The 19,892-nt window shown below is 59.5% G+C and carries 14 protein-coding genes; 4 read left to right on the top strand and 10 right to left on the bottom strand.

All coding sequences use genetic code 11. The features are described from left to right. Nucleotides 1–209: 209 nt before the first annotated feature. Together ACP2YO_RS30920 and ACP2YO_RS30915 are read left to right on the top strand one after the other, a co-directional pair. A complete protein-coding gene (locus ACP2YO_RS30920; protein ID WP_426434924.1) occupies nt 210–4,049 on the top strand; it encodes an Ig-like domain-containing protein in 3,840 nt (1,279 codons plus the stop codon). A 394-nt stretch (nt 4,050–4,443) separates the two neighbouring features. Continuing rightward, the gene (locus tag ACP2YO_RS30915) at nt 4,444–4,704 is read left to right on the top strand and encodes a hypothetical protein (RefSeq protein WP_426434923.1); all 261 of its coding nucleotides are present in this window, start codon (nt 4,444–4,446) and stop codon (nt 4,702–4,704) included. Nucleotides 4,705–4,896: 192 nt separating this feature from the next. Here the strand turns inward: ACP2YO_RS30915 and ACP2YO_RS30910 are convergent, their stop codons facing one another. Continuing rightward, nucleotides 4,897–6,501 (bottom strand): hypothetical protein, encoded by a 1,605-nt coding sequence (locus ACP2YO_RS30910; RefSeq protein WP_426434922.1) that lies wholly within the window; start codon nt 6,499–6,501, stop codon nt 4,897–4,899. A gap of 835 nt (nt 6,502–7,336) precedes the next feature. Further along, the gene (locus tag ACP2YO_RS30905) at nt 7,337–9,754 is read right to left on the bottom strand and encodes a polysaccharide biosynthesis tyrosine autokinase (RefSeq protein WP_426434921.1); all 2,418 of its coding nucleotides are present in this window, start codon (nt 9,752–9,754) and stop codon (nt 7,337–7,339) included. Between the two features lie 245 nt (nt 9,755–9,999). Between ACP2YO_RS30905 and ACP2YO_RS30900 the strand changes: the two genes are divergently transcribed. Next, nucleotides 10,000–10,155, top strand: coding sequence for a hypothetical protein (locus tag ACP2YO_RS30900; protein WP_426434920.1), 156 nt, complete (start codon nt 10,000–10,002; stop codon nt 10,153–10,155). 204 nt (nt 10,156–10,359) lie between these two features. On the opposite strand, the gene ACP2YO_RS30895 is transcribed toward ACP2YO_RS30900, so the two are convergent. From ACP2YO_RS30895 to ACP2YO_RS30865, 7 genes are all read right to left on the bottom strand, one after another. After that, nucleotides 10,360–11,283: an NAD-dependent epimerase/dehydratase family protein gene (locus ACP2YO_RS30895; protein ID WP_426434919.1), complete on the bottom strand. Its 924-nt coding sequence runs from the start codon at nt 11,281–11,283 to the stop codon at nt 10,360–10,362. A 161-nt stretch (nt 11,284–11,444) separates the two neighbouring features. Then, on the bottom strand, nt 11,445–11,918 hold the full coding sequence (locus ACP2YO_RS30890; RefSeq protein ID WP_426434918.1) for a hypothetical protein: 474 nt from the start codon (nt 11,916–11,918) through the stop codon (nt 11,445–11,447). 13 nt (nt 11,919–11,931) lie between these two features. Next, nucleotides 11,932–12,381, bottom strand: a complete 450-nt coding sequence (locus tag ACP2YO_RS30885) for a VOC family protein (RefSeq protein WP_426434917.1) — start codon at nt 12,379–12,381, stop codon at nt 11,932–11,934. A 6-nt stretch (nt 12,382–12,387) separates the two neighbouring features. After that, nucleotides 12,388–12,627: an acyl carrier protein gene (locus tag ACP2YO_RS30880; RefSeq protein ID WP_426434916.1), complete on the bottom strand. Its 240-nt coding sequence runs from the start codon at nt 12,625–12,627 to the stop codon at nt 12,388–12,390. 67 nt (nt 12,628–12,694) lie between these two features. Continuing rightward, nucleotides 12,695–13,837 (bottom strand): hypothetical protein, encoded by a 1,143-nt coding sequence (locus ACP2YO_RS30875; RefSeq protein WP_426434915.1) that lies wholly within the window; start codon nt 13,835–13,837, stop codon nt 12,695–12,697. A 2-nt stretch (nt 13,838–13,839) separates the two neighbouring features. After that, nucleotides 13,840–15,279 carry an MBOAT family O-acyltransferase gene (locus tag ACP2YO_RS30870; RefSeq protein ID WP_426434914.1) on the bottom strand — a complete coding sequence of 480 codons (1,440 nt, stop codon included), beginning with the start codon at nt 15,277–15,279 and terminating at the stop codon, nt 13,840–13,842. A gap of 70 nt (nt 15,280–15,349) precedes the next feature. Beyond that, nucleotides 15,350–17,272: an HAD-IIIC family phosphatase gene (locus ACP2YO_RS30865; protein WP_426434913.1), complete on the bottom strand. Its 1,923-nt coding sequence runs from the start codon at nt 17,270–17,272 to the stop codon at nt 15,350–15,352. A 259-nt stretch (nt 17,273–17,531) separates the two neighbouring features. Here ACP2YO_RS30865 and ACP2YO_RS30860 point away from each other — a divergent pair, with 259 nt between their 5' ends. Further along, the gene (locus ACP2YO_RS30860) at nt 17,532–18,599 is read left to right on the top strand and encodes a glycosyltransferase family 2 protein (protein ID WP_426434912.1); all 1,068 of its coding nucleotides are present in this window, start codon (nt 17,532–17,534) and stop codon (nt 18,597–18,599) included. A 30-nt stretch (nt 18,600–18,629) separates the two neighbouring features. Here the strand turns inward: ACP2YO_RS30860 and ACP2YO_RS30855 are convergent, their stop codons facing one another. Then, nucleotides 18,630–19,646 (bottom strand): acyltransferase family protein, encoded by a 1,017-nt coding sequence (locus ACP2YO_RS30855; RefSeq protein WP_426434911.1) that lies wholly within the window; start codon nt 19,644–19,646, stop codon nt 18,630–18,632. Nucleotides 19,647–19,892: the final 246 nt, after the last annotated feature.

The raw sequence follows: 19,892 nt of genomic DNA, 5'->3' as shown, positions 1-19,892 counted from the left end.
CCACTTCGTTTTTGAGGTTGCAGCTTGGCTTTAGCGCCTGTCTCTGCTGCTCTTTTCTAAACTTTGGAGCATTAACATCATCGTCAAGCCAACCTTGAATCGCGTTTTTCGATAAAAACGAGAAAGCCTTCTTCAATTGATCGCAATTTTTGTCGCGCACTCTGCAGTCGATACGACCGCCATTCTGGTCGTTGGTGCAGGGATGCGTTATGACAACCGCCATATCAAGCGCGACGGCGATCGACGTCGCAAAATTTGTGCAGTCGATCGGGGTGAACACCCATCTCGGCAACTGGACGGTGTACGAGAATGTCGGACTCGTCGAGAGTTCGCTCGCCTATCTCGGAGTGACCACCGTCCGAGACGGCAGCATGTTCTCGACGGCGCACGCGCAGGCGGCGTACTCGCAACTGGCGACTGACGGAATCAAGTTTGATTTTTTCACGCCGGCAGGAACCGACCCGTCGACCTTCATCAAACAACTGGATGCTTTTGTCGCGGCTCACCCTGGAAGCCTGTTCGCGATCGAAGGCCCCAACGAGGTGGACCTCCAAGCCTTCTCCTATAATGGCAGTTCGTCGCTATCGAGCGCGGCCGCATTCCAGCGTGCACTTTTTGCAGCCGTTGAGGCCGATCCAAATCTGAAGGACGCGCCGGTCTACAACCTCACGCTCTCGCAGCCGAACACCTCCAACTACAACCAGGTGGGGAGCCTCGCATCGGCGGCCGACGACGCCAATATTCATGCCTACGTCTGGTCGGGCACCACACCGAACCAGGTCCTGGTGAATGACATGAATATTGCGCGGTGGGACTCGGCGGGATTGCCGGTCGTGTTCACGGAAACAGGCTATGACACGATGACGAGCGATCCGATGAGCGGGGTCGATCAGATGGTCCAGGCGAAATACACGCTCGACACCCTGATGGACGCGTTCAAGAACGGCGTCGCACAAACGTTCCTGTATGAACTGTTCGACGAGGCCTCAGACCCGAACTTCACGAACAGCGAGGCTCATTTCGGCCTGTTCAACAACGATGGCAGTCCCAAGCTCGTTGCGACCGCGATACACAATCTCACGACCATCTTGAGCGATCCCAACGCGTTGCAGCCGTTCACGTCTGGCAGCCTCGGCTATGGTCTCGACAACATGCCGTCCACCGCTTCCCAACTGCTGCTTGAGAAGCACGATGGAACGTTTGACCTGGTACTGTGGGACGAGCACGTCATTTGGGATCCGACCCAGCAAAAGGAAATCGCTTCGCCGATCAGCGACGTGACGCTCAATCTCGGAAAGTCGTACGCGGTGGTTTATGTGTTCGATCCCCTTGTCGGAACGGGCCCCATCGCGACCTATACCAATGTCTCGCAGATCCATGTTGCGTTGACCGATCATCCGCTTGTGATTCAGATCGGCAGTGGAAATGTGACGTCGAGTGCCTCTTCTTCGACGGGCGCACTGACCGATACAACTCCGCCGGATGCACCGAGCATCGCGTCGTCTTTGCCGGGCACCGGGCTGGTGGGCGACGGTATCACCAATGCCAATCTGCTGACGCTGACCGGGACCGCGGAGGCGGATAGCACGGTGAACGTGTTTGACGGCACGACGCAGATCGGAACCGCGACCGCCAACGCCGCAGGCGCCTGGTCGTTTGCGACGGGAACGCTGGCCGACGGCAGCCATACCTTCACCAGCGTGGCCGTGGACGCCACCGGCGGTGCCAGCGCGGCTTCGGCGGCGTGGGACGTGACGGTGGATACGCAGCCACGCGTTGCACCGGAGCTAATCTCGGGTACGCCTGCTTCTGCGAATACCATGATCGTTTCCGGGACGGCGGAAGCCGGAACCACCGTCAAGCTGTACGAAGGGGCAGCCTTGCTTGGGACGACGTTGGCCACGTCCAGCGGGACGTGGAGCATGGATATCGGATCGCTCGCCGCGGGTCCGCACCAGCTCAGTGCGACCGCAACAGACGCCGCCGGCAATTTGAGCCAGCTCTCCAATGTCCTGAATGCGGTAGAAGGTACTTTGGTCGAGGCGGCCGGCACGACGTCGCTCACCAAGGTTGGAAGCAATTTTTACATGTCGGACGCCGATGCTGCTGTCACGCTGAAGTTCAATGGCGAGGCTTATGTCGCAGGGCAGTTTAGCAATTGGACGCCGATTGCAGCGGAGGCGACTTCGAGCGGTTACGACGTGGCCTGGAAGAACACGTCGACTGGCCTCTATACGGTGTGGACCGCCGACAGCAACGGCAATTTCACCTCCAATCTCCTGAGCAACGTCTCCGGGACGAGTGCAGCGTTCGAGTCGATCGAGACGCTGTTTCAGCAGGACCTCAACGGCGATGGTGTGGTCGGGTTGCGCACGACAATCATTGAGGCGGCCGGCGCAACTAGCCTGGTTCAGGCGGGCAGCAATTATCTTCTCAGTCCGACGTCCGGCGGCACCGGACCGACGCTGAAGTTCAATGGCGAGGCTTATGTCGCAGGGCAGTTCAGCGGCTGGTTACCGATCGGTGCGGAGGCGACTTCGAGCGGCTACGACGTGGCCTGGAAGAACACGTCGACTGGCGTCTATACGGTGTGGACCGCCGACAGCAACGGCAATTTCACCTCCAATCTCCTGAGCAACGTCTCCGGGACGAGTGCAGCGTTCGAGTCGATCGAGACGCTGTTTCAGCAAGACCTCAACGGCGATGGTGTGGTCGGGTTGCGCACGACAATCATTGAGGCGGCCGGCGCAACTAGCCTGGTTCAGGCGGGCAGCAATTATCTTCTCAGTCCGACGTCCGGCGGCACCGGACCGACGCTGAAGTTCAATGGCGAGGCTTATGTCGCAGGGCAGTTCAGCGGCTGGTTACCGATCGGTGCGGAGGCGACTTCGAGCGGCTACGACGTGGCCTGGAAGAATACGTCGACTGGCCTCTATACGGTGTGGACCGCCGACAGCAACGGCAATTTCACCTCCAATCTCCTGAGCAACGTCTCCGGGACGAGTGCAGCGTTCGAGTCGATCGAGACGCTGTTTCAGCAGGACCTCAACGGCGATGGTGTGGTCGGGTTGCGCACGACAATCATTGAGGCGGCCGGCGCAACTAGCCTGGTTCAGGCGGGCAGCAATTATCTTCTCAGTCCGACGTCCGGCGGCACCGGACCGACGCTGAAGTTCAATGGCGAGGCTTATGTCGCAGGGCATTTCAGCGGCTGGTTACCGATCGGTGCGGAGGCGACTTCGAGCGGCTACGACGTGGCCTGGAAGAACACGTCGACTGGCCTCTATACGGTGTGGACCGCCGACAGCAACGGCAATTTCACCTCCAATCTCCTGAGCAACGTCTCCGGGACGAGTGCAGCGTTGAAGTCGATCGAGGCGGTGTTGCACCAGGATCTGAATGGTGATGGCGTGATCGACACGGCGTCGACTGCGCTAAATATCTCCGGAAAGGCGGTGCTTGCTCTGAGCAACATGAGCCAGGCGGCGACGATCGAGGCGGGCGCCACGCTTGAATTGACCGGGGCAACCTCCGGGGCGATCACGTTCGCCAGTAAGACGGGCACTCTGGTGCTTGACCATGCATCCCAGTTCAGTGGAACGATCTCGGGCCTTTCAGGCAACGGCAACGCAGCCAGTTCGAACGTGCTTGATCTGAAGGATACCTCCTTCGCGGCAGGGACGACCGCCTCGTACTCGGGTAACACGGCGGGCGGGGTCTTGACCGTGTCAGATGCGCAGCACCACGTCTCGCACATCACGCTGGTCGGCGACTACACCCATTCGACGTTCAATCTCTCGAGCGATGGAAGCGGCGGCACTCTCGTGATCGATCCACCTGCTGACAGCTTCGTCTTCGCTGCTGCGACCCCGCAGGCCGGCGGCCCCTCAATGGCCGCGCCAACCCTCGCTGGCGATTTGGTGTCTCACTCGTCTGCGCCCGCCGAGGCGTTGTACGAATTCCACTTGGGTCCCGGGCAAGGCCCGGAGAATGAGCATTTCGCGGCGTCCCACCTCTCACCGATCGAGGGGTTTCTGCTCCATGTCTAAGCGATCGACCGCCCGGGAGCACCGCACGTGCCCATCCTGCTCAAGCGCGACGCGCCGAAACTGCGGTAACGGTTACACAGGCAGGAAAGCCGGCATTCCCTTTGCTTAGCGTCTTGCCAACCAGCCAACCCGCATTGGGTCTGTTTCAAGTTGACGCAAAGATCATGCCGCCATGCCGCAAATGCACCGTTCTGGAACGACCGGCGACCGTCGGTAGCGGGGGACGCTTCAGTTAAGGCCGAACGACCCTGTACTTAACCGGAATTGAAAACTTTGGTAAGATGCTGGCATGCTGCCGGCGGTATGTTGGTGTCGGCCGGTCCAATTCAGCGCCCATTTGAGCGGCGTTGCCGCGTGACAAGCGGGCGGACCAGGGATAACGAGGAGAGACGCTATGTTCGGGCTTGTTCTGGCGAGTGGCATCTGCGGATTGCTGCTGGGACGCTATTACAAGATGTACGTGTGTTTGCCTACGATGGCCCTGTTGATCCCGGCGGCTTATTTCGTCGGGCACGCGGATAGCCTTACGAAGGGAATTCTAGCCTTTGTTTTCAGCGGCATTGCTCTGCAGCTGTGCTATATGATCGGCGCGGGGGTTCGCATCTTTATCGAAAACTTTGAACCGCAAAAGGCTCCGTCCGAAGATTTCATCTAGCTCCACCGCAGGTTTTCCCATTGACGTTCTGTTAGGCGCCTGGCGCCGCCGTGACGCGGGAGTGTGAAGTAATCTGTGGTGCGGAGTCCAATATTCCCCCGGATGGGGCGCTCGTGTTTTCGTAACAGCTGGCTCGCAGCGGGAAACCGCGCTTTCCACCCGCCAACGCAATTTGACCTCATCCTGTCATGTTCAGTGAAGCATGAAGTCGCTGGGGTGAAGGATTCCTGGATGCAGGCCCGCCTGGTTCGCGTCGGCGGAATGGCCGAACACTGTATCGAATCTTGCATCCACCGACGGACTCTCCGACCTGGCATCGCTCACGAGCGTAGCTAAGTTTCCGTGCGCGACATTTGACGGAAACCCACCCAGTGCGAAACTGTCCTGGCCTCCAAAACTTGTGTCGGCCCGCTGAAGGAAAACAAGGCTGTCGTTGTCCGCACCTCCAACCATGACCGATGGGGTGCCCGGTCCATCCGGCGCGACGGGCGACGCCGGTGTGAAGTGAAATCCGTGATTGAAGCCGTCGATCGCCGCAGCGCTGTCAAGACCATTGGCGGACGCACCACTCGCCCCGGTGGCGTTGCTAACTGCCGCGCTATCCTTCACGAGCGGTGATGCCACTGTATACGCGGAAGCGTGCACGGATGTGGACGCAGATTCGGATACAGATGCGGACGACGGCGGGTCGCCGAAGTACTTCGCCCATGCTGCGGCTTCAAGCGGCTTGTCGTTGGCGGAGCTGGTGAACTGATATTGGCCGCCGGAGTTCGAATCCCAGATGTTCACGAAGCTGGCGTTGACGCCTGATTGATGCAGCGTGTCTGCCAGCCAACTCACGAATGTCGGATTGTCGGTGAGACCGGCGCCATCATGCGTATTGCCTGCGCCCGTCTCGGCAATTGCAAATGGCTTGCCGGCCGATTTGGCGAGATCGATCAGTTGCTGAAGCGTGGTCGCATGGTCACCGCTGCCATCGAGCGACCATTGGTTGGACGCCGGGTAAGTATAGTAATGCTCGAGGTTGACCGGATCTGCCGCCCACTGCTGGATACTGGTGTCGTAGACGGGGTGGGACGAGTTGAGAACTTGCCCGCTCTTGTCCCAGTCATACAAATGCGTTGACGAGCCGTAAGGAAACACATCGCCATAGACGTCGGCGGCGATGATATCGACGTACTGGTTTCCGGGGTAAGCCGTCTCGATGACGTTGCCAGCGTGGCTGTAATTCACCACACTCGGATTCCATGCCACCTGGATGTTCACGCCGTCGGCCTGGCCTGCGGCGTGAAGGACGGTATAGATGTGCTGGAAAGCCTTGACCCAGTCGGCGCGTTCCGCGGCGTTCTCACCTGCATAGGACGGCATGGTGTTGATATTCATCTCCCAGCCGGGCCGCCAGATCTGCGTCGTGAAGCCGTTGTCGGCCCAGGCCTTGACCATGCCCTTCAGGACGGAATCGTAGGTTCCGGCCGCGAAGTCCTTGTAGAACTGATCAGGAGTTTCGGAGCCTGACGCTGTCGAGGACATCGGCAATCCGATCACCGGCGTAACACCCTTCAGGACGGGCGATTGTGCCATCGAGGCCGCGTTCCAGCTCGCCTGACCAATCCAATCCGAAATGGGCTGGCTCTGATCGCCGTATTGGTCGACGAACTGCGGCTTGCTCTTCATCAGGTCTGAGAAGGCGTTGAAGTTTGCTTCGAAACTCGCCTCTTCATTTGGATCAAAATAGTTCGGGTTCCCGACAAAGACGCCGAGAGGAAACGGAGTTGCACCGGTTGCGTTCTGTGCCATGTCTTGCTGCCACCTGTGTGGTTTCATTCGCGTGTAGGCAGCAAATGCGAATTTGTAATGTCATCTCTCGACACGCCGCCGCCAAGCAGCGCGCATATTGCGGTCGCGTCGACAGAAGCCCGCTTGACGAGCCTTGGCCGCTGTCTACCTTCTTGGCCCTGGGGCACGCAAAGGACCTGCCATGGACGAAACCCTCATTTGCGACGTGGGTGCCCACAAGGGCGAGAACTCGCCCGGACATCAACTTTTATGTCGACGATCAGGTTTCTGAATGGGGAACAACGAATCAAGGATCAAGAATGGTCCGAAAGGAACAAAGGTTTCAGCGCAGGTGTGCGGGACGGACGTTGACGATACGCGCTGCTAAATTAGCTAGCGGACCTTCTGAAGGAGCACGGTGTCCCGAGGAACTGCAAGATCGATATTGAGGGCAACGACCTCGAAGCCGTTGGCCGTCTCTGGAAAATCTTTCCTTATCGAAGAATTCGAGACATTCGAAAAAACTGGGATACCGGAACAACAGAATAATTGATCAATCACTGGTCTCCATGCAGAAATGTCCAGCGGCTCCGAAGGAGGGAAAGTTCGTCGATGTGGCAACTGAGTGAAGCGGGTCACGGCCGTGTGCACTCCCAATTCGTGTACGCTACGTGTGCACAGAGAGGTCAGAATGGTACAACTGGGAGGCCCATTCTGATCGTCGCCATCTCAAAGACTGATCGTCGCCATCTCAAAGAGCCGAGAATACCTTGCTTCATCGCCCGGCTCAACTCCGCGCAAACGCCTTGGACGTCAGGCGCGGAGGAGAGTCGCTAACCATAGTTCGGATCGCGCGTTAGTCGATATATCCATATCTCTTGTAGTACCGATTGCGGTAGTAGCCGGCACTGTAGATGTCGTAGCGGCTCATCACCGCCATGTTCACCTTGTTGAGGACTGCGCCAAGCAAGCGTTCGCGTACGATTGGCGTTTCGTTGAGTACACGCTCCACGATGTCGACCTTGGCCTTGGCCCATTCGATGACGAGCACATATGAGTCCGCCAGTGCACCGGTGGCCCGAACGTCGATCACTGGCGCGAGCGGGCTGAGGTCGAGAACGATGCGGTCATAGCGCTCGCGCAGATGCTGAAATAACCTTTCCATTTGGGGCGAGGCGAGCACGTCGCTGGAATTGGAGAAACGCGAGTTCACGACGCAAGGCAGGAAATGCAGATTGGTCTGCGGATCAATCCAAACTGCATCGGTCCAATCAACCTTGCCAACGACGACATCGATCAGGCCGGCCTGCGCCGAGGGTGCGAGCCTCGCGGTGAGGCTTGGATTGCGGATATCGCCGTCGATCAGGAGGGTGCGGGAACCGCCTTGCGCCACGGTTTGCGCGAGCGCCTCGCTGATCGTGGATTTACCTTCATTGGGGAGACCCGAGGTAATGCCGATGACCTTGTTGGACGATCCGTAACCGCTGAGGTCGGTTGCAAGTTTGATCGAGCGAAAGCCCTCGGCAAACCGCGAGAACGGCGCATTGATCACGTATCTGCCGACGCTGTCATCGGCTTTCAACAGGCGGTCGCGATGCGGTTGCGGGTGATTGGAATCGAGCTCGGATTTTCGCAGTGGCACACCTGCAGTGGCGGCGTAGGGAGCCTGCTTTGCCGCCAATGGCTGGGGTCGTTTCGGCCGTCTGTTGAAAAGCCGTGCTGCTCTGGACAACAGAGGGTGCCCTGCTACGCCCACGCTCGGCTCGCTGCCGATTGCCGGAATCGAAGCTAGACAGGTGGTGTGAAGAAGCCGCTCGACTTGTGAGACCGTTCGGAACACGCGGTCCATCATGTCGAGCAGGACGGCGACAAGCCCGGCCAGGATCGCACCGCCGATCAGCGCCCCCAGCGCCACGAGCGCTGTCTTGGGCGACGTCTTGTTGGGAGTATTGGACGCCTGTGTGATCACGCGCGCGTCGGTGATTGGAAACGATTGTTGCTGAACCGAGACCATGTAGAGCTGGAGGAAGTTGTCGGAGAGCGCGCGGGCGCTCTGCGCATTGCTCTCCAGATCGCGCAAGGCGATCTGCGCCTGGTTGGTGCCGTTGGACAACGCTATCGTATCGCTCAGGCTCTTCTGACTGGATTCCTCACGCGCTTTCGCAATCGCGAGGTCGCTCTTGTAAACCTCGGCCGTGCGCCGCAGTTCGTCGGTGATCGAATGCCTGATTTCGCGCATCTGGTTGCGCAGATTGACAACGGCAAGGTGGGTCGGTCCGTATCGATTCGACCAGTCGGCCTCGCGCGCCGCATAATCGAGAAAGGTCTGGCGCAATTTGGTGATCACCGGATTGTTCATGGTGTCGGTCACGGTCGCCAGATCGTTCAGGATGACCTTGGAGTCGTTGTCGTCCGCATTCAGAATGGCCGTGATCCGCTCAAGCTTGGCCTGCGCCTCGGCGCGCTGCCCGCGGGCCTGCGTCAGCGAACTGTTGATCTCCGCCAGCTGCTGCTCGGTGAGGAGGCGTCCGCCGGCATCGACGATGTTGTTCTTGGCCTTGAAGTCCACGACCTCGCGTTCGGCGGTGGAAGCCTGCATCCGCAGGTCCTTCAATCGGTCCTGCAGCCAAACCGCCGCTCGCCGTGACGCCTGATACTTCGATTCCAGCGTGTCATTGATGTAGCCTTCGGCCACCGCATTGGCGACCCGCGCGGCTTGGTCGGGCGAAAGTGACTGATAGGAGATCTCGATGACATAGCTCAGGCCGACGCGCTTGATCGAAAGATTGCTTACCAATTTGCCGATCGCCATACGCATCAAAGCGGCTTCGGACGGAGTCGACTCCGGAAACATCCAGGAAAACAGGTCGGAGACGCTCGAGAGCAGCCCACCTTCGGCGCGGGTGAACTCTGGCGAATCGAGCAGATGCAGTTGGTTGATGACGGCTGTCGCTATGGTCTCCGACTTGAGGACTTCAACCTGGCTATCGACCATCGCCGAATCGATCGGACTGTCCGCGCCCGTCGGCGCCTGGGTCTGCAGGCCCTGCATCTTGCGGCTGTCGATCAGCAGCACGGCGGTGCCGGTAAACCGCTTCGTGGCCGTCACCAAATAGACGCCGGCCAGGCCAATGCACAGGCACATCACGAAAATCATCACAGGGTACTGGCGGCCAATCAGCGCGATCGCGGCAGAAACCGTCTGCTCCAGCGAAGCCGACTCTTGTGTGGGGGATTCGATCTCACGAGGGGGGGTGATTCGAGTTTGGAGCATCCGGCTCGTCTACCTGACCTGGGTTCCTGGATTGTGCCGTGGCAAGCTGAAACGCGTCAGCCCAGCTGAACGCATCTGCGAGCTGCAACGTGCCAAATAAATGTGTCAGCAAGAGTGCGATGCATCATGCATCTTCGGAACCCGCATGGGATCGTGGACGTGACGAAGAATTGGCAACGTGTACCGGTCCAGGACGACAACGCTTGGTTAGGTGGTTCCGGCTAGATCCTGACCGAGCAATTCCCATGCCGGTCAGCGGCGATGTCGCGAGTGAGAACCCGGACACTTGCAACAAGAAATCGGCAAGAGAATGGAAAGTAGCGAGCAAAGTGATCCGGGCGATTTTGATCGGCAAGGTCCGCCCCATTTTCGCGCATTATGCCTCGACCATTGGCAGCTAAAGCGCTACTCGAACCCATGATGACCAAAGGTGTGCAGGAAGGACCCATTTCGGCCACAGCTTGGCGCGCTTCGGTGCTCTGGTTTCCCAGTTCCACGAGCACAAATGGGAACCTTCACCGCTCGGGTTCCAGCGTAAGGTGCCGGCCGCAGACGCCGAGCCAAGGGTGCCCCTTCGGGAATCCGCCCGAAACCGACCGCGATCGTCAATCAAAGTCCTTAACACGGGAGTCGCGCTTCCAATCGTCGAGCGAGCTTGCCACGTCGTATTCAAAGCTGAACCCGCTGGTGACCAGCCGCTTCGGCAGGATGTTGGTGGAGAACCATAATTTCCGGATTCGGTCGCGATTGATCCCGGTCTTGATGCCAACCTTGTGCAGCATCTCGAACGGAAGGACGGCGAAGTTCATGAACCATACCGGAATGGTCAGCGTCGGCGGCTTGTAGCCGGCGGCCTGCGAGAATGCCGTGCAGATATCGCTGATCGTGTAGCGGTGCTCGTAGCAGAAGTTGTAGACCGATACGCCATCGTTGCGAACTGCCATGAAAAGCATCGAAGAGACCAGGTCCTTCACATAGCCGCACGATTTGATGGTATCGGTTCGGCCGGGGTAGACGAAGGCCCGTCGTTCCAGCAGCTTCGAGAGCCGCGTGAAATTCCCCTGTTCGTAGAGGCCGTAGATGACGGCGGGACGAACGATCGTGAGCCGTCGTGCCGCGTCCTCCGCTTGCCACAGCAGGTGGATGGCTTCGGCCGAGAGCTTGGAACGCCCGTAGGCGCTGACCGGTGCCGGCTCCGAATCTTCGTCGAGCGGGGCCTCGCTTGGCCCGTAGATCGATATCGAGCTTGTGAAGGTGATGCTCTGGCTGCCGGTCTCCTTGGCAAATCGGCATACGTTCACCGCGCCGAGGACATTGGTGTAGTAATATTCGCCGTCCGGGTGGCCCGGCGTGGTGTGGATCGCCGCCAGATTGAAGATGTCGACGGGCGCTCCTCGCGTGAGCGTCGGGTCGATCGGCTCGCGGACATCGTGATGGACATATTCGACTCCGGCAATCTGAGTCCTCGGCTTGCCGATATCGAGGGCGACGATCCGATCGTATTTTCCGGACGCAACGAGCCGGTTCATCAGGTGTGTTCCGATGAAGCCAGCACCTCCGAATACAAAGGCCTGAGTAGGGCCGGACGTGCGCTCCAGGCTCGATTCGAGTGAAGATGCCGAATCCGGCGCGTCGGACTTCCGCCACGTATGGTCCGACAAGGGCTGCGGTTGGTGTTGCGCGTGCGCCATCAATACAACTCGCGGTACTCGTAGCGGAATGAGGTCGAACCCCCGGAGATGCCGAGGATCCTTTGCAGCTTCTGATAGCCGTTCAGCGCAACCGTGATGCAGTCCGAACTGCCGGCATAGCAGACCTGAACGTTGATGGACTGGCCGCAACTGTTGTTCACGAGCACGATCTGATCGATGATCTTCGGATCGATGACTTGCGGACGCACAGAGGGATGGACCGATATGCAGGCCGTTCCATCCATCGCCTTGTGGGCCTCGACATAGGTGCCCTTCATCGGTGGGAACGGGTTCGCCGGCATTGGCGACACTCCAGTTCCTCCGTACATCGGCGCCGATGATCTTCCGAAGCCGACGATCTGGGCTTGCGCTTCCGGTGCGAAAAGCAGGGCAGCGAGGGCCAGGCCGCATGCAATCCGGCTGACATGACCGAAATGGCCTGACGGGTGATTGTTGTTCATGCGATCTGCCATGTTTGATCGTCGCCTAGAGTTCAGTGCCGGTCTCGAGAATCTCGATGAGGCCAAAACCGGAAACATGATGGAACGAGACCTTTTGGCCGCCGAACAGGATCGCCGGCGCAGGAGCGCTGACCGGCATGATCTCGACCCCGGATGCCGAGAGCGCCTCCAGCGCCTGTTCGGCATCGGGGCATGCGTAGCAGAGATGGTAGATCATGGTGCCGCTTCGCTTGATCAGCTTGTCGATCGGCGAGGGGCCGGCGCCCGGCCAGATCACTTCGACGTCCGGCATCAGGGAGTGATGCCGCATAGCGAGGTTAACCCGCTGTATCGGGTCGAAAGCGGTGTTTCCGGCCGTATAGCCGAGTGACGCCAGGTAACGAAAAGCCTCCTCCGGGGATGCGACTGCAAGCCCGAGGTGATGGAAAGCCAGTGCCGCCAATGCCGGCGCGACGTCGTTCGCTGAGCGGTCCACGTGTCCTTATGCTTTCTTCTCGATCAGATCGGCGAACTCGCCGACATTCTTGAGGCTTCCGATCTCGGATGCGGAGAACTTCACGCCGAAAGCCTTGGAGACAGCCAGCACAAGACGGATATGGGACAGGCTGTCCCAGCCGTCGACGTCGTCGGCGGTGGTTTGCGGGGTGAGAGCCATATCGTCCTCGTCAAATACATCCCGAAAAACACCGGTGAGCTTGCTGTAGACTTCGGCCTTTTCCATTGCGTCATCCTTTGTCGAGTGTGTTGTGTCGAGTGTGTTGGTGGTGCCGGCGCGGATCGCAGGCCGGTCAGTTAGCCGGGGTTGCCGTTGTCATCTGCTCCGAAGAGCGCAAGGTGGTGACCTTGGGTGAAGATTTGTCAGGCTTCTCAAGGCAGACGAACGAATCCAGCTTGCTCGCCAGCCTGGTCGACCAGACTTTGGCCATATGCCCTTTAGCATGCACCTCGTCCGAATAGTCGAGGTCGTTGTCGAGATCGTCCATGCTCAGCGAGCTGAAGTTGGGCCGATCGCCAAACTCCTGAAGCAGGCCTGTCAGTGCCCGCCGGTAGCTCGGCTGATAGGGACTTGCGTCGCGATGCCAAGCGGGAATCGGAAGGTCGACGAGCACGACCTTCTCCCCCGAGTCCAGCAGCGCCTGGATGGTCTGTTTCAAGACTTCGACCTGGGCCGGAGATATATCGCCCGTGCGCCCCATGGTCTCCTTCCAGTATTCCAGCGCCTTTTGCTTCTCAGCGTCCGACATCGCGACGCTTTCGCGTTCGTCGTCGGTGCGTTGGGCGCTGACGCGGCCGGTGAGCGCGAGATTGATGCCGGCCCTGGCCTGGCGCGCGACCTTCTCGAGCAGCAGGAAAGGTCGGATCGCCATGACGCCGGCGTCCAGCCATTTCGCGGGCAACACCGCGACTGGACCCTCCGGCGTGCGACGGAAGAAGCCATAGCGGTACCGTTCGATATCGAGATCGGTCTCCCCGCGATGGCGGTCGCCTTCGACATATTTCACGTCCGAATCGATGAACATGCCGAACCAGACGCCGATAACGAAGGTGTTCAGCCGGCGTTCCTGATCGCTCTGCACCTCGTGGACGAGATCGATCACCTGCCCGACCTCGGAAATATTGGCGCCTCCCATCGCGAGGTTACTGACCTTGGCGCAGCCGAGGTTCGACTGCACGAGCCTCTGCCGGAACCCGACGCCGGTGTTCGATGCCCCCACCAGGATGATCTTCCGGTCCGGATTGGCGAGCACGCTGCGACCGAGGAAGACATATTTGGGAACCGTCATGTAAAGCGTTTGTCCTGCGGCTTGGAAATCCCGTGGACCGCCGCTCGCCGGATCCGGAAAGACGACGAACGACGCGCCGGCGAGCAGCACGTAAAGCAAGGCGAACGACAACAAGGTCAACGCCGACTGTCGAAGGATGTATTTCAATTTCAAAACGCCTTGTAGACGAAGTCCGGAGCCTTGTGCAGCAGGGTCGCGACGGCGACGATCGCCATCATCTTGCCTGCCAGGTGCAGATTCCTGGGGATCTCGCTGCCTTGGATTGCAGGCAATGTGACCGTGATGCGAGCCCGAGCCTGGATGAAATCCACGCTCAACGCAGCAATCGCGAACGCCGCCGCCACCATGACGAAGGTGCCGAGAACGCCGGCGACACCAAGCCGCGCCAGCAGATGGGTGAATTGAGGCAGCTCCGGGACCCACAGGCAGGTCAGTGCGAGCACGAAATAGCCAACCGTGAGGCCTCGCGCCGAATAAATGTAGGCGGTGGACTCGGTAAGCGCCCGATAGCGCTTCTTGCCCAGGCGTTCGGTGCAGGCCACCTGCCAGAGCTTGTTGATGCTTGCGCCGGCACCCATCAGGAGGCCGTAAATGACGAACACGGCCGTCGTGCCATGCCAGACACCCATTACGCCGAACGTGATGAAGAACGCCAGCACCCCGAGATAGGACGTGAGCGCAGGCGAGGGTAGCCACGTCATCAGGAACATCAGGAGCGGGTTGAAGAGATAGAACTTGAACCACTGCGACAGCGTCATGTGCCAGCGCTGCCAGAATTCAAGGAAGCTGCGCGCCGAGAACGGCTTGTCGAAATTCTCCGGCAGGGTTTGCCCGAGCAGGGTGCCGATGCCGATTACGATGTCCATGTATCCGGAAAAATTGAAATACAGATAGACCGTGTAGAGCGATGCGACCGCTGCGTAGGCGGCGCACAGCTTGAGAAGCGGCAGGCCGGCCGGTTGCAGCAGGTGTGGACTGAGGAACGTAAAGGCGTAGTCGGCGGTCGCGGCAATGATGACAAATTTCACATAGCCGGTGGCGATTCTGGAAAACGCCGCATAGACCACCGACGCGTCGAGCTGAACCGCCGCCTTTCCATCCATCGCGCTGAAGTCCTGATAGCGCTGGATCGGACCAGAGACGAAGCACAGGAAGTTGCAGGTGAACCGAAAAAACGCCAGCGGCCCAATTCGCTCGGTCAGATCTCCCGATCGCACATCGATCACGATGTGCAGGATCCGGAACAGGATGTACGAAAGTCCGATGGTTAAATAGGGGAACGGAAGCTGGCCGATCGCTTCGAAGAACGAGAAGCGCTTCAGGAATACGTAGCAACAAAGGATCGCGACGATGCCCAACGCCAGCACGAGGGACGATTGGCGGAGGTAGAGCGCGGATACGCAGAGGTAGCCGAGCGCCAGGAAGGCGATCAGCGGCAACACCTGCGTGACGTCGGTCAAGTAGCTTGCGATGAATACGGCATTCGCAGCCCCGAGCACGAACCGTCGGTAGGTGATCGATTCACTGATGTGAAAGGCGACCACTACCGCGGCAAGAAACGCAAAAAACAGAGGCGATGTCAGACTCATGGATATCAGGCTCGAAGCTGTCTGAAATTCTCGTGGAAGTTTGTCGGCGATCTGATCAGATCAGATCGGATCAGGCCAGCTCGAACTGCTTTTCCTCGCGCTGAACCGTCATCGGCAGATCTCCCAGTTCAACGTCGGTACGGAGCTCCCACCGGCTGCTCCCATCGGTGCCATCGTCGAGGCGCGTGAAGCCAAGCTTGCCGTAGTGTTCGCGGACCATCTCGTTTCTGTCGGTAGGAAGATAGATGCCTTCCAGGGTCGTGATGCCGGCGGCGCGCGCCCGCAATATGACCTCGGCCAGCACGGCCTGTTCGACGCTTCGTCCGAGCACCCGGCAGCTCATCAACCAGCTGTCGATCGTCCAGGTGTCGCGACGGGTCGCACGGCAGATGATCACGCAGATGATGCCGTTGTCGCCGAACTTGTCGATCAGCCGCGCATGCAGCGTCATGACGCCGGGGGCGGCCTCCAGCTGCTCGACCTGGGACTCGGTGTAACGGCGCGTTGTCAGGTTGAACTGGTTGCTCTTGTTGATGAGCTGGGTGACACGGGCGCGCGTGGTCCGGTCAAAGGGGCCGAAGACGATGCGCATTTCCAGCGATCGCAGGTAGGAGTTCAGATCGGTCGTCTGGCCCTGCAGGCTGAGCCGGCGCGCATTGGCCTGATACATTTCGGCGCGTGCGCGGTCTTCATCTGAGAAATTGATCGCCTCGAAATAGCCGGCCGCGGCCAGCGTGCGCGCGTAGCTCGCCGGATCGGTATCGAGCTCCGGCACCGCCACCTCCGGGAGTTCCTGCCGGATCAAGCCACGTTCAACTGGATTGTCATCCAGGAAGACGAAGGAATCCAGGCCAAGCGCGAGTTCCTTTGCGATGGCGCGGATGTTGGTTGCCTTGTCGTTCCAATTGGCCTGGAACACTGCGATATGCTCTTCCTTCAACAGCATGTCCGGATGTTCCCTGAACGGCTTGCGCGCGACGCTGTCGGTGTTCTTTGAGCTCACCGCGAGCACGATGCCGCGCGCGCGCAGTGTCAGCGCGAGCTGCTGAACCGAGAGATGCGCTTCGCCGGTCGCATCGCCCTGGGCGATCTGGATGCCCTCGATGCCGTCGTCGCCAATCACGCCTCCCCAGACGGTATTGTCGAGATCAAGCACGAGAACACGCCGGCTCTTGCCGCGCAGCGCGCCAATGATGCGCGCGACATGTTCGGCGTAGAGTGGCACCATGGCATCTGCAAACGGCAGCTTCGCCAAATTCCACTGGGCGGGCGAGTGCCAGTCGGCAAGGCCAACCGTCTCCGCGATGCCGGCTACGTCGAGTACCATATCGGTCGACGATAGTACCGCCTCGGAGATCTTCCGGTTGACGCGATCAACGAGATTGCGGGCGGTGCCGGCCAGCGCGCGGTCGAAGGACCCGAACAGCCCCTCGGGCGGCGCGGCGAGCGTCTGCAGGATGCACAGCGCGCCGCTGTTGCGCGACACGCCTGCACGGATCGATTCGACGAGTGCGGCCGCCGCGTCGACGGCTTCGGTAGCCATCTGCTCGTTGCCCGGGCACGGCTGCAGGGATAGTCCGCGGTGGTCGAGTGCAAGCAGGACCGCGTCAGGCCGCGCCTTGTTGAGGAGAGAATCCGGCTGTAGCGCATCCTGCAGGAACTGATCGTAAGCGCCCGTAATGCATTCGAGCGCAAAACCGTGACGGGCAGCTGTCGCAACCAGCACGGGAACGATCAGATCGAGCGTGCCGTTGCCGATCAGGCCGAGTCGGAAAGGCGCGAGCGGCGCGAGAGGTTCGCCGCTACGTTGCAGTGATTGAATCGTCCGGCCCAGCCGGGACAGCTGCCGCTCATCGAGCGCGTGCGTTGCGAGGGCTCTGATTTCCTTGCCGGGGGCGCCGCCCGAGCCATTTGGCAGTTCTTTGCAGCGGACTGAGAAATCGGCAGGAGGGTTCGGAAGCCAGGCGAGTTCTCGATATAGCTCTGCGGACACAGCCGTTCCCCTTCTTGGCAACACGGTCATTGCCCGACTTGCTTGCGCTCCCCCCTCCTTTTGTTGTTAGTCGCAATCTCTATCTATAATTCGACAGTTTCATGGCGGTCGAAAGCGCAGCCACATATTGAAGGTTCGATGACACGGTTTCGACGCTATCAGAGATGCAACACGCGTGCCTACGGGGATAATTCATTGCCATATCGCGAGAATGCGAAATAAAGAAACTCGTTGTGGATCAAAGGCTGAGGAACCCGAAGTGACGAATGAGCTGGTTTTGTCGGTCGTGATTCCCAATCACAACTACGCCGATTATGTAGGCACTGCGGTCAAGAGCGCGCTCGACATTCGCTGGCCCAACGTCGAGGTGATCGTCGTCGATGATGGGTCGACGGACAATTCACTCGATGTCATCAAGACCTACGCCGACAGGATCAGCATCATCAGCCAGGCCAATGCGGGCCAGATGCCGTCTTGCGTCAACGGGTTCCGCCGCTGCGCTGGTGACGTCGTGATATTTCTCGATTCGGACGATGCACTTCATCCGGACATAATGACTGAAATTGCGGCAGTCTGGTCCGACCAGGCCAGCAAGTTTCAGTTTCAGATGCGCGTCATCGATGCCAGAGGAAATCCGACGGGCGGCATTCTGCCACAATATTTCTCACATCCCACCCCCCAGGACATCCGCACATGGGTAACGACGACCGGCGTCTATCCGACGCCGCCGGGATCGGGCAGCGCGTATCCGCGGTCGGTGGTCGATCGCATCTTCGGTTTTGAATCAAATTTTATCGACCGCGCGCCCGACAGCTATCTCATCGCTGCGGCGCCCGTTTATGGCGATGTCATCACCATTCCAAAGCCGATGGTGGATTATCGCGTTCATGGGATGAACCATGGCGCGCACCTGCATCTGGACGACAGCCGCTTCGCGCGGGAGGTCGACCTGACACGTCGGCGCCACAAATTCTTTACGGAAGTAGCAAGCAGCGTGGACATGCCGGTGGAAGCGGGCGCGCTCAACAGGAATTTGCTGTTCCTGTGTCTGCGCGCGGCGTCATACTCCCTGCGGCCGGATATCCATCCGATTGCGGGCGACAGCGCGATGCGGATTGCCTCCGCTACTTTCAAGGCCCTGGCATTTCCGCAGGGCTTCTCCCAGACGCAGCGGATCTCGTTGTTCTTATGGATGATCTGCGCATTGTTCGGGCCGAGCGGCCTTCGCCGTTCTGTGGTGAGTTGGCGTTATGTTCCGACGGCGCGGCCGCAATGGATGAGGCGGGCGCTTAGCCTGCTTCGGGTGGCGAAAAAAGCGCCAGGTTAGCCGCGCATCTGGCATGAACACGAGCAGCTTTCACCCGGCCAGATGCGGTCGTTGAACTCCGGGACCCGGCTTCAGAAACTCGGCGAATGGACGCTCGAACAACCGCCATGCGGCGACGCCTACCAAGGCCGAAAGAAGCAGGCTGGCGACGAAGAGTGACGCGGGACTGAAATGCGCCTTGAACTTCTCTATCGCAGAGATGGTGAGCGTATGCGTCAAGTAGATCGAATATGAAGCGTCACCGAGCACGGCAAGTGCAGGAACAACGGGAACGTTCCGCTTGTCTTCAATAATGACGGCCCCGGCGACGAGCAGGAACGCCGGTATTCCCCAGACCACGATGCGTGGCGATCCAATATCGAGCCGGGCTGAAACAAGAAATAGCAGCAGACCGACCGCTAGTGAGATGTAACCCCAGCGGAGCCGCGGTAAGCGATCCTGCTGAAATGCTCTGCCTAGCAGTATCCCTGACGGAAACTCGAGCATGGTCGGGTCGGTGAAAAAAATGATCGGCGGGCTGCTGCCAGTGTAAACGCGCCCTGCCAGGATCAGGGCGAAAAACACCGCAGCCAGAAAAATAAGCCGCTTGGTGTCCTCGAGAAAGAGTGCCAGGGCCAAAGCAAAAATGGCATAGAAAAACATTTCGCAGTTCAGGGTCCATCCGGGCACCACCACCGGCCAGATCCCGCCATTGCTCGGAGATCGCATCGGAACGAAGAAGAGTGAGGCGAGGGTGTGGTCGATGCTTACGACCTGTCGCGGAAACAGGGCCGGAAAGGTGACTGCCGCGAAGACGAAAGAGAGCGTCACGAACCAATACATCGGAACGATCCTGATGATGCGGTTCAGAAGAAACCCCGCCGGAGTCTGCGTGCTGCGGTGCGCAGTCACGGTCCACATGACGAAGCCGCTGACGACGAAAAAGACGTCCACGCCGGCGCTGCCGATGATGAGTTCCGGTCCGTGGGTGAGCCCTTGCGCGTGAAAAACCACGACCCCAAGGGCCGCAAATGCTCTCAAGTATTGGATGGAGAAAAGCTTTGCCAATGCTGTCTCCGTTCGCGACCACCGCCGTCTGAAGGACGCCTACAGGAGTCCGTGCTGCGTCCTTGCGTAGGCGGCCGTGTGTCGATCGCCTTTCGGGCGAGTTCGGCGCAAACAGCTGCCGCCATTTTCGCGGCGTTTCGCTCCCGCCGGGGCTTCTCACCCTCCCAACAGACTTCGTTGTTCGTGTGGACGCTGTGCGTTTTTTTTGCGCCGCGGGCGCCGTCGAGAACCGGTATGTCAATTGTG

Source organism: Bradyrhizobium genosp. P, from assembly GCF_049949265.1.
Lineage (GTDB): Bacteria > Pseudomonadota > Alphaproteobacteria > Rhizobiales > Xanthobacteraceae > Bradyrhizobium.
Note: the sequence above shows the minus strand (reverse complement) of the source record. Positions and strands in the feature narration are given on the sequence as shown.

Excerpts from the sequence above, each read along its gene's own strand:
- ACP2YO_RS30915 (WP_426434923.1), top strand. The coding sequence starts at position 4,444 with ATGTTCGGGCTTGTTCTGGCGAGTGGCATCTGCGGATTGCTGCTGGGA.
- ACP2YO_RS30920 (WP_426434924.1), top strand. The coding sequence starts at position 210 with ATGACAACCGCCATATCAAGCGCGACGGCGATCGACGTCGCAAAATTT.
- ACP2YO_RS30890 (WP_426434918.1), bottom strand. The coding sequence starts at position 11,918 with ATGGCAGATCGCATGAACAACAATCACCCGTCAGGCCATTTCGGTCAT.
- ACP2YO_RS30870 (WP_426434914.1), bottom strand. The coding sequence starts at position 15,279 with ATGAGTCTGACATCGCCTCTGTTTTTTGCGTTTCTTGCCGCGGTAGTG.
- ACP2YO_RS30900 (WP_426434920.1), top strand. The coding sequence starts at position 10,000 with ATGCCGGTCAGCGGCGATGTCGCGAGTGAGAACCCGGACACTTGCAAC.
- ACP2YO_RS30880 (WP_426434916.1), bottom strand. The coding sequence starts at position 12,627 with ATGGAAAAGGCCGAAGTCTACAGCAAGCTCACCGGTGTTTTTCGGGAT.
- ACP2YO_RS30910 (WP_426434922.1), bottom strand. The coding sequence starts at position 6,501 with ATGGCACAGAACGCAACCGGTGCAACTCCGTTTCCTCTCGGCGTCTTT.
- ACP2YO_RS30895 (WP_426434919.1), bottom strand. The coding sequence starts at position 11,283 with ATGAACCGGCTCGTTGCGTCCGGAAAATACGATCGGATCGTCGCCCTC.
- ACP2YO_RS30905 (WP_426434921.1), bottom strand. The coding sequence starts at position 9,754 with ATGCTCCAAACTCGAATCACCCCCCCTCGTGAGATCGAATCCCCCACA.